Origin of the sequence: Pseudomonas chlororaphis, assembly GCA_001023535.1 — a bacterium.
In the GTDB taxonomy this organism is placed as follows: Bacteria; Pseudomonadota; Gammaproteobacteria; order Pseudomonadales; family Pseudomonadaceae; genus Aquipseudomonas; species Aquipseudomonas chlororaphis_E.
Map to the genome: position 1 here is coordinate 990121 of CP011020.1, position 16683 is coordinate 1006803.

Sequence of the window (16683 nt, forward strand, 5' to 3'; positions counted from 1 at the left end):
TCAGTATTTGTCAGTGCATGAGACTTCGATGATGCGTTTTTGCTGCCTGTGGGTTATCGGCTGTTTATGGCTTCCCTTGATGGCGTGGGCCGCGCCCGCGCCGCCCACGCACGGGGTCGCGCTCAATGCGCAGCAGCGCCAATGGCTGGCGCAACATCCGCAACTGCAAGTCGGCCTGGTGTTGCAGGCGCCCTATGCGCAATACGACCGGCGCCTGCAACGCTTGTCCGGCACCAACGTCGAGCTGATGCAGTGGCTGGGCAAGGCGTTGAACGTGGAACTCACCTGGCGCAACTTCCAGGACACCGCACAGCTGGAGGCGGCGCTGCGCGACGGCGAGGTGGATGTCGCGCCTGGCCTCACCCAGTCCCCGAGCGGGCTTCGGCTCTGGCAGTTTTCCGATCCTTACATGCGTGTGCCGCAACTGATCGTCGGTGAACAGAAAGGCGCCGAGGGCGTGGAACTGGAAAAGCTCGACGCTCAGGTTCGCGTGGCGGTGCGCATGCCCAGTGCCACCGCGGATTACTTGCGCAGCACCTACCCGATGTTGAATCTTCAAGGCGTGCCGGTGGAGCGCGAGGCCCTGCAATTGTTGCTCAGCCAACAGGCCCGCTACGCCGTGGTCGACGAGGCGCAGTTGGGCCGGCTGATGGTGGAGCCGGAATTCGCCGGGTTGGTGGTGGTCGGCGACATCGGCTTGCCGCAGTTGCTGCGCGTGGCCACGCGCCGGGACTGGCCGGAACTGGCCGAGATCATCGACAGCGGCTTGCAGGCGATTCCGGCCAAGGAGCTGGAGCAACTGCACAGTCGCTGGCTCAAACCCAAGTACCCGCGCCTGACCGAGACGCCGGGCTTCTGGCAGAACCTCACCCTGCTGATGCTGGCCTTGTCATTGAGCTGCATCGCCATCGTCTTCTGGCAGCGCCGCCAGCAACGGGCGTTGGAGCGGCGACTGCGGGCCGCGCGCGAGGACATCGCCCAGCGAGCCGCCAGCGAGGAGGCCTTGCGCCTGACGCAGTTTTCCATTGACCAGAGCACGGTCGGCATCCTCTGGGTCAATTGGGACAGCCACGTGCGCTATGCCAACCGCGCCGCCGAAACCATGCTCGGCTATGCCCCCGGCGCCATCATCGACCGCCCCTTGATCGACTTCGAGCCGGGCCTGCACATGGATCGCTGGCTGAACCTGTGGAAGCGTGCCCGTGCCAGCGAGGACGGGCCGCAGAGTTTCGAGACCGAATGCGTGCGCGCCGACGGCAGTATTCTGCCGGCCGACGTGTCGTTGAGCTTTTTGCGCTTTCGCGACGCCGAATACCTGGTGGTCTACCTCAACGACGTGACCGAGCGTCGACGCGCGCTGGCGGCCTTGCGTGAAAGCGAGGCGCGCTTGCAAGGCATCGCCGCCAATGTACCGGGCCTGGTGTTTCGCCTGGAACGGGCGCCGGGCAGCGGCCAGATCGATTTTGCCTACATCAGCGAGGGCAGCGAGAGCCTGGTGGGGTATTCCCCCGCGACCCTTGCCCGCAGTGACACCGGGCTGCGCAGCCTGGTGCATCCGCAGGACAAGGCCAGTTACCACCGCACTCAGGACCAGGCGCTGGACAGCGACAGCGACTGGTCGTGGCAGGGCCGCATCCTGACCCGCGAAGGCCAGGAGCGCTGGGCCGAGATCAAGGCGATCACCCGGCGGCTGGAAGATGGCGCCTACGTCTGGGACGGCATTGTCTGGGACATCACCGACAGCAAGCGCATCGAGTTGGAGCTGGCCAGCTCCCGGGAGCAGTTGCGCGAGTTGTCGGCGCACCTGGAAAGCGTGCGGGAAGAGGAAAAGGCCCGCATCGCCCGGGAAGTCCATGACGAATTAGGCCAGATGTTGACGGTGTTGAAGCTGGAAACTTCCATGTGTGAACTGGCCTACGCGCAACTGGACCCAGGCCTTCAGGAGCGACTCAACAGCATGAAGCGCCTGATCGCCCAGTTGTTCCAGCTGGTGCGGGACGTGGCGACGGCGTTGCGTCCGCCGATCCTCGACGCGGGCATCGCCTCGGCCATCGAATGGCAGGCCCGGCGCTTCGAGGCCCGTACGCAGATTCCGTGCCTGGTGCAGGTGCCGGACAATCTGCCACCCCTGAGCGATGCCAAGGCCATTGGCCTGTTCCGGATTCTCCAGGAGGCGCTGACCAACGTGATGCGCCATGCCCAGGCGCATACCGTGGAACTGACGCTGGTGCGCGAGGGCGATGAATTGTGTCTGACCGTCAGCGACGACGGTGTAGGATTCATCGCAGCGGCAGGTCGGCCGACATCCTTTGGCCTGGTCGGCATGCGTGAACGGGTGCTGATCATGGGCGGGCGGTTGTCCCTGGAAAGCCACCCGGGGGAGGGGACTACACTGGCGGTATGGGTGCCGTTGGAGGAGGCCTGATGGTTTGGGTTGCCTGGGCTGACACTATCGCGAGCAAGCTCGCTCCCACATTGATTGAGGTGTACACAAACCTTGTGGGAGCGAGCTCGCTCGCGATGAGATCCTGAATCTGGAGAAGAATGTGATCCGTGTACTGGTAGCCGAAGACCACACCATCGTCCGTGAAGGCATCAAGCAGTTGATCGGCCTGGCGAAGGACCTGGTGGTGGTGGGTGAGGCGAGCAATGGCGAGCAACTGCTCGATATCCTGCGCCAGGTGCCTTGCGAGGTCGTGCTGCTGGATATTTCCATGCCGGGCGTCAATGGCCTGGAGGCGATCCCGCGGATCCGTGCGCTGAACAATCCACCCGCGATCCTGATGCTGTCGATGCACGACGAGGCGCAAATGGCCGCTCGCGCCCTGAAAGTCGGCGCCGCGGGCTACGCGACCAAGGACAGCGACCCGGCCTTGCTGCTCATGGCGATTCGCAAGGTGGCGGCCGGCGGCCGCTACATAGACCCGGAACTGGCGGACCGGATGGTTTTCGAAGTCGGCCTGACCGACACGCGCCCGTTGCACTCACTGCTGTCGGAGCGCGAATTTTCTGTGTTCGAGCGCCTGGCCCAAGGCGCAAACGTCAATGACATCGCCCAACAACTGGCCCTGAGCAGCAAGACCATCAGCACCCACAAGGCGCGGCTGATGCAGAAACTCAACATCACTTCCCTGGCCGAGCTGGTGAAGTACGCCATGGAGCACAAGTTGCTCTAGACCTCACCGGACGCCCCTGTGGGAGCGGGCTTGCTCGCGAAAGCGTCAGCCTGCTCGACACGGCTATCGACTGATGCACCGCCTTCGCGATGTAGAAACGGACACATCCTTTACAATTGAAACCGGGGACATCCTTTACGTTTCTGTTGGCTTGAAAGGCGGCTTTCGCCGCTTTTCAGCCTACCTAAAAGGTAGCTGCAGAGGTAAACATCCCACACATCATCGTCCACTTCTTTGAGTCCTAGCGCCTCACCGGCCAGAGATTCGCTGACGAAAATCATCTTGCCTTTCCATTTCATCGACCCGTTCTGCCTAACCATGCGGATCGTCATGTCCGCCGCGTACTCGGCCTCAGGCACGCGCCCATCGTACTGCCGCTTTGATGGCTCATAGAGGTCCGCAGGAACTTTCATCTCTAGGGCCTTGTGAGGGCGCACGTAATTGAATTCCTGTCGAAACTGTTCGAATGCCAGCTGTTGCTCCACCAGGTTACGTTCAGGTGCATGAAGCAAAGCAGCCTTGAGTGTTCGATGCATGCGTTCGTGACGGCCATTCTGGTCAGGCCGCCCCGGCTGGATTCGCTCCGGATAGATCCCCAAACGTATCCACCACGCGGCCAGACTGGATATGCGTGAGATGCCGGTAGAGGCAAAAGGAGAGCCGTTATCTGTGCGGATTACGTCAGGTAAACCGTACTCCCGAAACGCCCAGTCAAATCCTTCGCGGGCACCGGCAACGCTGCCTTGTGCTCTGCACAGCAATAGAAATCGGCTGACGTGATCGGTAATGGTCAGAGGGTAACAACGTTGGCCGTTCTGAAGCGCGAAGTCACCTTTGAAGTCTGCGGCCCATGTCTGATTAGGCCCAGTGGCGTCACGCAGCGGATTTTTTCCTGCTGGCGGTCGATTGAGGAAACGGCGCTTTTGCACCAGACCTGCTCGCTTAAGCCACTCGCCTGCCGTGCTGACTGTGGGCCAAGACAGGTCTGGATGGTCGATCTTAAGGTTATGCACCAACTTCTCAGGCCCCCAGCTGTGATGCTCGCGCTTGTACGCGATCAGCAGCTCAAGTACCTCGTCGCTGATTTTGAAAGGGCTCGTATGCGGGCGCCGTGACAGCTCCTTTAGCCCATCAATGCCGTGCGCCTCGTAGCGTGCAAGCCATTTGTCCAAAGTGGGTCGGCTGAGCCCGTAGTGACGGGCCAGCTCGCTCTTGGAGTAGCTGCCTTGCAGCCAGTCGCCTATGAGTTTGATTCGTTGATCCATCGGGGACTCTCGATTCCAGGGCATGGTCAGGCACCTCCTGACCGTATTTATGCACCTGTAAACGATGTCTCCGGTTTAAAACGTAAAGGATGTCCCCGGTTTCTACCCGGGCAAGCCCGCTCCCACAATGGGTTGTGGCGAACACTAATCCTGCGGCCAACCCGAATAACTGTGGGAGCGGGCTTGCTCGCGAAGGGGCCGGTACATCCAACATCGTTGCAAGCTGACCCTCCGCTTTCGCGGGCAAGCCCGCTCCCACAATGGGTTGTGGCGAACACTAATCCTGCGGCCAACCCGAATAACTGTGGGAGCGGGCTTGCTCGCGAAGGGGCCGGTACATCCAACATCGTTGCAAGCTGCCCCTCCGCTTTCGCGGGCAAGCCCGCTCCCACAATGGGTTGTGGCGAACACTAATCCTGCGGCCAACCCGAATAACTGTGGGAGCGGGCTTGCCCGCGAAGGGGCCGGTACGTCCAACATCGTTGCAAGCTGCCCCTCCGCTTTCGCGGGCAAGCCCGCTCCCACAATGGGTTGTGGCGAACACTAATCCTGCGCCCACCCCGCTCCCGCAGTCTTCAGAATGCCAACTGGAGGGTTTGCTGGCCTTCGAGGCTGAGCAGGAACTGTTTGGCGGCCAGGCCGCCGGCGAAACCGGTCAGGCTGCCGGAGCTGCCGATGACGCGGTGGCAGGGGGCGATGATCGAGATCGGGTTGCGCCCGTTGGCCGCGCCCACCGCCCGCACCGCAGTCGGTTGGCCGATCTGGATGGCGATGTCGCGGTAGCTGCGGGTCTGGCCGAAGGGGATGGTCAGCAATGCCTGCCAGACCCGGATCTGGAAGTCGGTGCCGGCAAAATCCAGTTCCAGCTCGAAACGGCTGCGCTGGCCGGCGAAATACTCCGCCAGTTGGCGCTCGGTTTCCTTGAGGGTCGGGTGCTGGCTGTCCTCTTCCAGCGGCCCCAGGCGTACCCGGTTGAGCCGCTCGCTCTCCCACAGGATGGCCGCCAGCTTGCGCTCACGGGCGACGAGGGTCAGTTGGCCGACGGGGGATGGGATGGTTTTGTAGAGGGGTGGCATTGAACATTCCTTATCATGGACCGAGCGCTGTCGTGGCGAGGGAGCTTGCTCCCGCTGGGCTGCGCAGCAGCCCCGAGCAATAGCCTGGCACATCGCGCCTGCAGGTTTCAGGGTCGCTTCGCAACCCAACGGGAGCAAGCTCCCTCGCCACAGATGTTTGCGCGAGTCCGTACCTCATTCACCCCAACAACCCCAACGCCTTCGCCCGCGCCACCGCCTGGGTGCGGCGCTCGACGCCGAGTTTACTGTTGATGTGGCTGGCGTGGGTCTTCACCGTGTGCAGCGAAATAAACAATTGCTCGCTGATTTCCTGGTTCGAGCAGCCCTGGGCGATCAATTGCAGCACCGCGCGCTCGCGGCTGCTGAGGGTCTCGACCGGTGTCGAAGGCTCGGCCGGCAGGGCCACCGCCGACGGCAGGCGTTCGAGCAATTGTTCGCGCACAGGGCCGGGGGCGGCGTGCAGCAGTTGTTCACGCAGCCATTCACGGTGCTCGCCCAGCAGCCATTCGAAGGGCTGCAAGACACCGCCGGCAGCCGCTTCGAACGCCTGGGCCAGGGCGCGCCGCGCTTCGGATTCGCGGCCAAGCTCAAGCAACAGGGCGACTTTCTGGTTGAGCGCCATCACACTGAGCATTTGCCGGCCGGTCTGCTGACCCTGTTCGAGCAAGGCATTGAGCCGTCCCTCGGCGAGCATCGGCTGGCCACGGATGGATTCGAGCAGCGCCTGTTGCAGCTCGACATGCAGCGGCAGTTGCGGATGGAACTCCGGTGGCGCGGCCGCCCGCTCGCCGGTGTAGGTCTGCCCCAGCCGCGACAGCCAGGCCTCGGCCAGGTCGGTGCGGCCCTGGGCGAGCCAGAGTTCGCATTTGACCAGGGTGATCATCGCCAGGTAGTAGATCGGGGGCACGTCCCAGATGTGCATCAGGCGCTCGGCTTCGGCCAGTTCGGCGAAGGCCCGGGCGAACTCGCCGTTGTTGCCTTCGATCCGCGCGATCACACAATGACCGAGCAGCACGCTGATGTCGCGACAGGCCCGGGCTTCGGTCAGGCCGGCCTGCAACCGCGTCAACCCAGCCTGGGGTTGCATGCGCAAGGTCAGCAGGAAACCTTCGTACAGGGTCAGCCGCGCCCGCACCGCGTAAAGCCGTTGCGGCGACAGCGCGTGCAAGCGTTGCAGGCCTTGATGCACTTCATCCAGCGCCCGCTGGATCTCACCGCGGGCTTGCAGGACCCTGGCGCGATCGTAATGGGCCAGGGCCTCGAACAGCGGGTTGCCGACCCGTTGCGCCAGCTCCAGGGAATCGCGATTCAAGGCACGGGCGCGCCACAGGTCGCCGTCGGCAATCGCCAGGTTCGACAAGGTGGACAGGCACATCAGGCGTTGGCCATAGCGCTTTTGCGGCAGGCTTTCCAGCGCTTCGCTGCAATAGCGCACAGTGGCTTCGCGATCGCCGCGGCCACGGGCAACGATCCCGCTCAAGGCCAGCCATTGGGCGAGCATGGATTTCTGCGCGGTGGCCGACGGTGCCGGCAGGAACCGGCTCAGGTGCGCCGCCAACTCTTCGGCGGCGTCCAGTTGGCAGGCCAGCCCCAGCGCCCAGCTGTAGAGCACGATCAGTCGCGGGGTGCTGATGAGCAGGCTGTCGGGCAGGTCCATTTTCCAGCGCAACAACATGCCGACGTTCTGCTCGGCCAGCAGTTGCTCCTCCGAGAGGTTCTGCACCAGGTTCGCCGCCACGTCCAGGTGCCCGGCCCGCAGGGCCTGCTCCACCGCTTCGTCGATCAGGCCCTGGGCATTGAACCAGCGACAGGCGCGCAGGTGCAGGGTCGCGGCCGGGACCATGGCCGGCGCACTGGGACGGCTGCGCAGCAGGTCGGAAAACAGGTGGTGATAGCGGTACCAATGACCGTGCTCGTCCAGCGGCACTAGGAACACCTGGTGGGACGCCAGGTAGCGCAGGATCTCGGCGCTGTCGTGAGCCTCGCGCACCGCGTCGCACAACGCGCTGCAAAAGCGCTCCTGGGGGGCGGTGTCGTAGAGAAATGCCTGCACCTCGGCCGGCAGGCAGTCGATGACTTCTTCGAGCAGGTAATCGCGGATCAGCCCTTCCCCGCCGTGCAGGGACTGCGGCAGCAGGCCTTCGGTGCCGGCCTCGGCGGCGGCCTCGGCGGCGGCCAGCAGCCAGAAACGCAACCCGGCCACCCAACCTTCGCTGCGCTGGATGAGATTGTCCAACGCCTCGCCGCGCAACGAACTGCTGTGATGCTGGAGCAGGGTCTGGGCTTCTTCATGGGTCAGGCGCAGGTCCTGTTCGCTCAGTTCGAGCAGTTGCCGCGACAGGCGCAGGCGCGCCAGGTGCCAGTCCGGCCGCTGGCGGCTGGTGACGAGCACCAACAGGCCTTCGGGCAGATGGTTGAGGAAAAATTGCAGGCAACGATCCAGCACCGGCCCTTGGGCCAGGTGATAGTCATCGAGTACCAGCAGCAATGGGTCGCGCGCTGAAAGATGGCTGGACAGCTCGTCCAGCAGGCCATCGAGCCACTCTTCAAAGGCAAAGGGTTGATGCCGCTGGCGCATCTTCAACAGCCCCAGCGCCCGACGGCCCAACTGCGGGAAGAATGCCTGGAGCCCTTCGAGCAGCCGCTCCAGGAAACGCCCCGGGTCGTTATCCCGGGCGCTCAACCCCAGCCAGAGGCTTTGCCAATGGGCCGGCAGGCTCTGGCAGAACTCCACCGCCAGGGAGCTTTTGCCGAACCCCGCCGGGGCGCTCACCAACAACAGCCGGCCGCCAAGCCCCGCACTCAAACGCTCGCACAACCGCGGCCGCACGACGTGGCCATCGGGCAAGGGCGGGCGGTAGAAACGCCCGTCCTGGACCGCGATGGCTGCGCGGGCAGAATCCGGAAGTGAAGACAAATCAGTCATGGCCGACTCTTGTTGAAAGGCGGATGGCGGCGTTGCAGATGTCCGCAGACTAGCGGTAAACGAGGAGGTATTGAAGGGAGTGCTACAAATGGCTACAAAAAGACTACAAGTCGATTCGCCCTGAAAAACGCGCCAGACATCCCTTCCGTGGCGAGGGAGCTTGCTCCCGCTGGACCGCGAAGCAAAGTGCTCAGGTGCCAGCTAAACAAGGCGGGTTGCCTTGGAGTTGCTGCGCAACCCAGCGGGAGCAGCGCCCTCGCCACAGGACTTTGTGTTCGGGAAAAAAACGCCCCGAACCAGGTCGGGGCGTTTCTTCGAGGATGCGGCCTCGGGTAAAGCGGTTTTAGCGAATGCCGTCCTGACGCAGTGCGTTCGGGGTGAAGTCGGCCGTGCTGGCGGTGAAACCAAAGTCGTAGGCCTGTTTCTCTTCGTTCTTCATACCCAGCGCCAGGTAGCGGCCGGACTGCAGGTCGTAGAGGGTTTCCAGGGCATACCACGGCACTTGCTTGTCGTAGTAGTTCTCGGCATGGGCCTCGGCCACGCGCCACAGTTGGCCACGACCGTCGTAATGGTCGATGACCGCGGCTTGCCAGGTGTCTTCGTCGATGAAGAAGTCACGCTTGGCGTAGATGTGGCGCTGGCCTTCCTTCAGGGTCGCGGTCACGTGCCAGACACGGCGCAGCTCGTAGCGGGTCAGGTCCTGGTTGATGTGGCCAGCCTTGAGGATGTCGGCGTACTTGAGTTGCGGCGAATCGATCTTGTAGCTGTTGGCGGCGATATACAGCTCTTTCTTGCCTTCCAGCTTCCAGTCGTAGCGATCCGGCGCGCCGTTGTACATGTCCAGGTTGTCGGAGGTACGCAGGCCGTCGGCGGCGGTACCCGGGCCGTCGTAGGACACTTGCGGGGCACGGCGCACACGGCGCTGACCAGCGTTGTAGACCCACGCCGAACGCGGTTCCTTCACCTGGTCGAGGGTTTCGTGCACCAGCAGCACACCACCGGCCAGGCGCGCCGGCGCGGTCACTTGCTGCTTGAAGTAGAACAGGATGTTGCCAGGGTTGGCCGGATCGAAATCCTTCATCTTGTCGCGGAACACGAACTGGTCGCGGAAGTACACCAGGCTGTACGAACCGTTGGGCTGTGGGGTGGCCTGGGTGACCAGGCGCGTTACGCTGCCGCCACGATAGCGCGTGATGTGGTTCCAGATGACTTCCACGCCGCTCTGGGGAATCGGGAACGGCACCGCCGTCTCGAAGTTTTCCAAGCCGTTACCGCCGGAGACCAGCTTGGTGTTGACCGCGTTTTTCTTGATGGAGGCGAACACCTCGTCCGGCACGGTGGCACCGCGATGGGTCGGATAGACCGGCATCTTGAAGGTTTCCGGGTAACGCTTGAACATCGCGTACTGACCCGGCGCGAGCTTGTCCTTGTACTGGTCGACGTTCTGCGCGGTGATGGTGAACAGCGGTTTTTCACTGGCATATGGGTCGGCGAGGAAGCCCTTGCTGTCCACGGAACCGGCATTCTTGGCCATGGGTTTCCAGGCCGAGATCGAGCCGTCGGCATTGCCGGCCATCTCGGCGCCCATCGGCGTCAGGCTCTTGCCAAGTTTATCGGCCTCGGCCGCGGGTACTGCCGCCATGACGCTGGCGGCCAGCAGGGATAACCCCAGAACACCGGCCTGCATCAGATTCTTTGTTATTTTCATAGTGTGTCGTCCTGAAATACGGTGCTTAGAAGGTCACGCCGACGCTGAGCGCCAGGAAGTCACGATCGTCCACGGTGCTGAAGTCGCCACCAAAGAAGTTGGTGTAGGCCAGGCTGGCGTTGTAGGTGTTCTGGTACTCGGCATCGAGCCCGAGGCTGACGGCTTTGCGGCCTTCCTCGAAGTTGCCGCCAGGGCCTGGCGAGTAGCCTTTGACGTCATGGGACCAGGCCACGTTGGGCTTGAGGTTCACGCCAGCGAACACGTCCGGGTATTCCCAGATGGCGCGAGCGCGGTAGCCCCAGGAGGTGGAGGTGGTGAAGCCGTCGTTGTCGCAGTTGCTGTTGACGTTGCCGACGGTTTGGCCGCCACCTGCGGCGGTAGCGCCGTTGAGCCTGTTACAGGCTCCGTCGGGCAGTTGACCCGGACCAAAGACAGGGTCCCGCCCATAGCGAACGTCCGACTTGCTTTCCAAGCCTCCAACATGAGTAACGCCGACTTCACCTACCAGCGTGAGACGACTGGCGCCCATGACCTGATCCAAGAAGTGGGTAAAGGTGGTCTGGAACTGAGTGATTTCCTTGCGGCGATAACCATGCAGATCCTGGCCTGGCACACCCGTGAGCAGCGACGCATTGCCCAACGTAGGACCACCGAGCGGGCGAACGCCGGCGAACAGGATATCGGTGGTGCTCAATTGCACCGGTGCATTTGGGCGATAGCTCAATTCACCGCTCCACGCCGTACCGGTAGGCAGCGTCGTGGAGAAGCTCAGGCCGTAAAGGCGAATGTCTTCCGGATATTCGACGAAATATTGCGAGTTGCCTGCAACCAGCAGAGGCGCCAGTCCGGCAAACGGAGGGGGCAATCCTGCAGCGATGTTGTAGACCGACTGCGAGGCACCCGTGGCACTGAAAATCGGCGCACGACTGTGGTAGTTCATGAAGTAGGCACCGAACTCGGTGTCCAGCGGCTCGAACATGTACTTCAACGAAGCGCCCCACTGACCACTGTCACGGGCGTCGCGATCCGGCCCGCGGCGTACCAGTACGCCTTCTTCGTTGACGTCGACACCCAGTGCGGCCGCTGGGCCCAACGCGGCGGCTGGGAGCGTGGAACGCTTGCTCAGCACCCGCAGGTTATCGGTACACCCATCAGCAATCACATCCGGCTGGGAGAAGAACGTACCGCAGTTGTCCACCACGGTCTGGTCCCACTCCAACTGGTAGAAGGCTTCGGCCGAGAGGTTGTCGGTCAGGCTCTGGGACACGTAGAACATGTTGACCGGGATCAGGCCTTCCTTGATCTCGGCACCAGGACGACGGAACGCGGACACGTCGACCGGGTTGATGGAGTTGATGCCACCCTGGATGAAGGTACTTTCACCCCAACTGACCACCTGCTTGCCCAGGCGAACCGAGCCCGGTTGATCGGCAATGGCGTAGTTGTGGTAGACGAATGCGTCGAGGATCTGTCCGCCGGAGGACTTGGCGCCTTCCTTGCGGTTGTTGTCGCTGATGTCCTTGTACAGGCGGCTTTCGTCCTTGAGTTCGAAGTCGTACCAGTACTTGCCACGTACGAACACGCCGGTATCGCCGTATTTCAGCTCCAGGTCATGGATGCCCTTGAAGATCTTCGAGAAGGTTTCCCCACGCTTGAAGTTCAGGTGGCCGTCATCGGAGGTCTGGGACAGGCCCTTGCCGCCGTTGTTGACGCCGATCAGGTCCTTGTTGGGCTTGGCCGTGGACCAGCTCGCGCCGACCGACAGGGACGAGTCGAACTGGCCTTCGATTTCACCGATGTTGAAGCTGACGCCGAAGGCTGGCCCGGCGAGCGAAGAGGCGAGACTGACCGCCAGAGGCAATTTTGCCCGGCGCCAGAACGTGGTTGCTGAGGTCATCGACGCTACTCCATTGCATTATTGTTATGGCAGTGGTTATCCAGGAACACCCCAACGGCTGGGAGCGGCAGCGTCCCGACATCCGTCGAAGTCGCATCACCCTTTCGTGCGTGCGCCCCGTTCCTGAAAAATCCGTCAACGGACTATAGCCAGCAGGTAGTACGGCTTGATCCCTCTAAAGTGTGATTTGCAGCCCCGACCACTCTGGAACAGTCCTTTCGCCAGGCCGACAGGTGTCGGCACGGCAAGGATGGCTGAAATTTGCGGTTTGACAAGGCAAGCGCTTGCTTGGTGGGGCTGCCGTGCCCTTTCGGGCACGGTAAAAAGGCTCAAAGCGTCGAGAGGAAAGTGCTGTTGTTGCTCTGCCATTCGGTGATATCGACGCGGATGCGCTTCTTGTCGAGCTTGCCGACGCTGGTCTTGGGAATTTCAGTAACAAGAGCGATCTGGCTCGGGATCGCCCACTTGCTCAAGTGCCCCAGTTCGACGAACGGCTTGAGGTGTTCCTTGAGCTCGCGCGCCCCGATCTGATGCCCTTCGCGAATCACCAGCAAGGCAAACGGACGCTCGCCCCACTGTGGATCGGGGACGCCGACGACTGCTACTTCGCGTACCGCCACGTGACGGCTGATGAGGTCTTCCAGGTCCAGGGACGAGATCCATTCGCCACCGGTCTTGATCACGTCCTTGATCCGATCGCGGATGTCGATCACGCCCATGCTGTCGAGCGTGGCGACGTCACCGGTGTGCAGCCAGCCGCCCGCCCAGAGCTCGGCGCCCTTCTGCGGCTCGTTGAAGTAGCCTTCGGTGAGCCACGGCGCACGCAGCACCAGTTCGCCCTGGGTCTCGCCGTCGGCAGGCAGGAAGCGGCCCTCGGCATCGATAATCGCCGCCTCCACCAGCGGCCCCGGCACGCCGGCCTTGATCCGGTAGGTGGTGCGCTCGTCCTCGCTGCCCGCGAGCAATTCTGCGTTGAGGTGCGCGCAGGAAACCAGCGGGCCGGTTTCCGACATGCCATAGGCGGCGGTGAGCTGGATCCCCCTGGCCTTGGCCGTTTCGTAGAGGCTGCGGTTCAGGGCGCTGCCACCGATGACGATTTTCCAACCGCCGAAATCGGTGCCCTGGGCGCCCTTGGCGTTGAGGAGCATCTGCAGGATGGTCGGCACGCAATGGGAAAAGGTGACCTTTTCCTTGCGCCACAGCTGCACGAGGAGTTCAGGGTCGTAGCGGCCCGGATAGACCTGCTTGAGGCCGAGCATGGTCGCCACGTACGGCAGCCCCCAGGCATGTACATGGAACATCGGCGTGATCGGCATGTAGACGTCATTGGTGCCCAGCAACCGCACGCTGTCGATGGACCCCATGATGGTCGCCACGCCCATGGTGTGCAGCACCAGTTGCCGGTGGGTGAAGTACACCCCCTTGGGGTTGCCGGTGGTGCCGGTGGTGTAGAACGTGGTGGCGACGGAGTTTTCGTCGAAGTCCTGGAAGTCATGGGTGGGGCTGGCGGCGGCCAGCAACTGCTCGTACTCGCCCACCAGGTTCGGCAGCTCGGCGGTTTTTTCCGGCAGGTCGGTGAGCAGCAGGGTCTTCTCGACCGTGGTCAGTTGCCCGGCAATGGCCTGGTACAGGCCGACGAACTCGCTGTTGACCAGCACGAAGCGGTCCTCGGCGTGGTTCATGGTGTAGAGGATCTGCTCCGGCGACAGACGCACGTTGATGGTGTGGATCACGGCCCCGATCATCGGGATGGCGAACATGCACTCCAAGTAGCGATGGCTGTCCCAGTCCATCACCGCCACGGTATCGCCCGCCTTGACCCCGGCCTCGGTCAGGACATTGGCCAGGCGCGCGACCCGTTCGATCAGCGTCGGGTAGCTGTAGCGCAACTGGTCACGGTAGATGATCTCGCGGGTTTTCTCATAACGGGCACCGGACATCAGCAGTCGTTTGATCAGCAACGGATATTGATAAGCGCCTTCGGCTGGGGGAATAACGCGAGTCTGCAACATGGGAGTCCCTTTTCTGACTGCACGGTCTTGGCTGGAGGTAAGCACTCTAGAGGGCTTATACACCGACCAAATCAGCCAAAGGAATGATTTGATCGGGCCATGAATGCTAGCCTTGAGCCAGCTAGCACTCGGTTCCCGGGCCATTTGTACTAAACCTTGTCAGAACGGTCTTCAAAGGCGAGCATATGTCATCCGCTTTGTTACAAAACCCCATGGACGAATAAAGATTGCCGCCTGGCCATTACGGAGAACAATGAGCACTGAACTAGCGCCTCCCCAGGCCACCGCGTCGCAAACGCTGCCGCTGGTTTCAATCGTGGCGCCTTGCTATAACGCCGAGAAGTACCTGGAAGAGGCCATTCACAGCATCTTCGCGCAGGATTACCCGAACTACGAAGTCATCGTGGTCGACGACGGCTCGACCGACAACAGCCTTGCCATGCTCCGGCAGTTGCAGCAGACCTATGACTTCCAGCTCTATTCCCAGGCGAACCAAGGCGTCAGCGCCGCACTCAACCATGGCCTGAAATACGCCAGGGGCGCGTATGTGTCGACGCCGGACCTCGATGACGTGATGTTGCCGCACTCGTTGCGCGTGCGCGCCGACTACCTCGACCATCATCCCGAGACGGGGTGTGTCGGCGCGCTGATCATCTACATGAACAGCAACGGCCAGGCCATCAAGGAACAACGCCGCACCACCACCCGGGTCTACACCTTCGACGACATCCTGCGCGAGGCGGTGGTGATTGGCGCGCCAACGGCGCTGTACCGCATGAGCGCCCTGCGCAGCGCCGACTTCTATGACCCGTTGCTGCGGGTCCAGGACTTCCAGATCACCCTGCGCATCGCGCACCAGGGCTATGAAGTCCACGAGTTGCCCGTCACGGTCACGCGTTATCGACGCCACCCCGACAACCTGTCGCGAAAGTACAAGTTGATGCTCGAAGCGGACCTGGCGGCCATCGCCCCCTATCGTGATCATCCCGAGTACGAATCAGCCCGCATCGTGCTGATTCACAAGGCACTGAAGTACGCCGTGGTGGAAGACAAGAAAGACGCCTGGAAACTGCTGCGCAGCATTCCATGGCGTCACTGGAACAAGACCAGCCTGCGGCGTTTCCGGCGGCTGCTGCTGTCACGCTCGACCGTGAGGTCCGGTTCGTGAAGTTTTTGCAGAAGCTCAAGGAGCGCAGGACCCGCAAGTACCTCAAGCGCCTGGAAAAGCTCGAAAGGGCCCCGGAGAAAATCCGCCTGCGCTACCCCCGGTATCAAGTCGGCGTCGGCACTTATGGCATCCCCGAGGTGACCGAGTTCGGCGACGACACGGTGCTCAAGATCGGCGCCTACACCTCCATCGCCAACGGTGTGAAGATCCTTCTGGGGGGTGGGCATCGCATGGACTGGGTCAGTACGTTTCCATTCCCGCTGATGATCGACGAGGCCAGGCACATTCCCGGCAGCAACCCGACCAAGGGTGACGTGGTGATTGGCAGCGACTGCTGGATCTGCGCCGAAACGATGATTCTCTCCGGCGTGACCATCGGCCACGGCGCTGTCGTGGCCGCCGGTGCCGTGGTGACGCGCGATGTCGAGCCCTACGCCGTTGTCGGCGGCAACCCTTGTCGGTTCATCCGCTGGCGCTTCGAGGAACCGGTGCGCCAGGCCCTGCTGGCGTCAGCCTGGTGGGAGTGGCCATTGGAGGAGGTCAAGGCCATCTCGCCCTTGCTGTGCAGCGACGACCTCGAAGCATTCCTGGACTACGCCCGCCGACGCCAGGCCTGATGGGCAGATCACCCCGGGCATGAACCCGGGGCATTCAGCGGCTCAATGCATTTCGGTGAAGGCCAGTTTCACGCCAATGGCGACGAGCACCGCGCCCATGGTGCGGTCGAACCAGTGGCCCATGCGCGCGAAACCGGCACGCACCCGTTGCTGGCTGAACAACATGGCCACCAGGCAGAACCACACCGCGGTCGCGACCGCCAGGTACACGCCATAGCCGGCCTGGACCGCCAGCGGCGTGTGCGGGTTGATCACCACGGTGAACAGCGACAGGAAGAACAGCGTGGCCTTGGGGTTCAGGCCATTGGTGATGAAGCCTGCGGTAAACGCCCCGCGAGCGCTGCGCTCGCCGACTTCCTTGTGCAGGTTTTCCTCGGTGGGCTTGGCCGGTTTCGCCCGCAACGCCTTGAAGCCGATGTACAGCAGGTACGCGGCGGCGGCCCATTTCAGCGCGTTGAACAGCACGATCGATTGCGACACGATCAGGCCGATGCCCAGCAACGAGTAGCCCACGTGCAGGAAGATCGCCGTGCCCACGCCCAGGGCCGTCCAGGTCCCGGCGCGCCGGCCGTGGGTCACGCTTTCACGCACCACCACGGCAAAGTCCGGCCCGGGACTGGCGACGGCCAGCAGGTGGATCAGGGCGACGGTGAGAAACTCGGTGAGGTACATGGGGGCTCCTTGGCGGCCATTCTCGTTAAGTGGAACATCGTGGCGAAACAGCTTTGTGGCGAGGGAGCTTGCTCCCGCTGGGCTGCGAAGCGGCCCCAGGAAGCCTGCGAGTGCTGCGCACTCGAACGGGAGCAAGCTCCCTCGCCACGGTCCGCTTCCTTGCCAG

The 16683-nt window shown here is 62.6% G+C and carries 11 protein-coding genes; 4 read left to right on the forward strand and 7 right to left on the reverse strand.

Annotated features, from left to right (window positions below; all coding sequences use genetic code 11):
- The first annotated feature begins 28 nt into the window (after positions 1-28).
- Positions 29-2425, forward strand: coding sequence for a histidine kinase (locus tag VM99_04255; protein AKJ97300.1), 2397 nt, complete (start codon positions 29-31; stop codon positions 2423-2425).
- 121 nt (positions 2426-2546) lie between these two features.
- Positions 2547-3176 carry a transcriptional regulator gene (locus VM99_04260; protein AKJ97301.1) on the forward strand — a complete coding sequence of 210 codons (630 nt, stop codon included), beginning with the start codon at positions 2547-2549 and terminating at the stop codon, positions 3174-3176.
- Positions 3177-3286: 110 nt separating this feature from the next.
- Here the strand turns inward: VM99_04260 and VM99_04265 are convergent, their stop codons facing one another.
- The 6 genes from VM99_04265 to VM99_04290 all read right to left on the reverse strand — a co-directional run bounded on the left by VM99_04265 (position 3287) and on the right by VM99_04290 (position 14060).
- A complete protein-coding gene (locus VM99_04265; GenBank protein AKJ97302.1) occupies positions 3287-4465 on the reverse strand; it encodes a transposase in 1179 nt (392 codons plus the stop codon).
- Between the two features lie 551 nt (positions 4466-5016).
- Positions 5017-5517: a cysteine methyltransferase gene (locus tag VM99_04270; protein AKJ97303.1), complete on the reverse strand. Its 501-nt coding sequence runs from the start codon at positions 5515-5517 to the stop codon at positions 5017-5019.
- A 178-nt stretch (positions 5518-5695) separates the two neighbouring features.
- Entirely contained in the window at positions 5696-8443 is a 2748-nt protein-coding gene (locus VM99_04275; GenBank protein ID AKJ97304.1) for a LuxR family transcriptional regulator, read from the reverse strand.
- A 343-nt stretch (positions 8444-8786) separates the two neighbouring features.
- On the reverse strand, positions 8787-10151 hold the full coding sequence (locus tag VM99_04280; GenBank protein ID AKJ97305.1) for a hypothetical protein: 1365 nt from the start codon (positions 10149-10151) through the stop codon (positions 8787-8789).
- A 25-nt stretch (positions 10152-10176) separates the two neighbouring features.
- The gene (locus VM99_04285) at positions 10177-12048 is read right to left on the reverse strand and encodes a type V secretory pathway, adhesin AidA (GenBank protein AKJ97306.1); all 1872 of its coding nucleotides are present in this window, start codon (positions 12046-12048) and stop codon (positions 10177-10179) included.
- 329 nt (positions 12049-12377) lie between these two features.
- Positions 12378-14060, reverse strand: coding sequence for a long-chain fatty acid--CoA ligase (locus VM99_04290; GenBank protein AKJ97307.1), 1683 nt, complete (start codon positions 14058-14060; stop codon positions 12378-12380).
- 253 nt (positions 14061-14313) lie between these two features.
- Here VM99_04290 and VM99_04295 point away from each other — a divergent pair, with 253 nt between their 5' ends.
- Both VM99_04295 and VM99_04300 read left to right on the forward strand, forming a co-directional pair.
- On the forward strand, positions 14314-15228 hold the full coding sequence (locus VM99_04295) for a glycosyl transferase (protein AKJ97308.1): 915 nt from the start codon (positions 14314-14316) through the stop codon (positions 15226-15228).
- Positions 15225-15845, forward strand: a complete 621-nt coding sequence (locus tag VM99_04300) for an acetyltransferase (protein ID AKJ97309.1) — start codon at positions 15225-15227, stop codon at positions 15843-15845. Before VM99_04295 ends, VM99_04300 begins: the two co-directional genes overlap by 4 nt.
- Positions 15846-15887: 42 nt before the next feature.
- On the opposite strand, the gene VM99_04305 is transcribed toward VM99_04300, so the two are convergent.
- Positions 15888-16517, reverse strand: a complete 630-nt coding sequence (locus VM99_04305) for a lysine transporter LysE (protein AKJ97310.1) — start codon at positions 16515-16517, stop codon at positions 15888-15890.
- Positions 16518-16683: the final 166 nt, after the last annotated feature.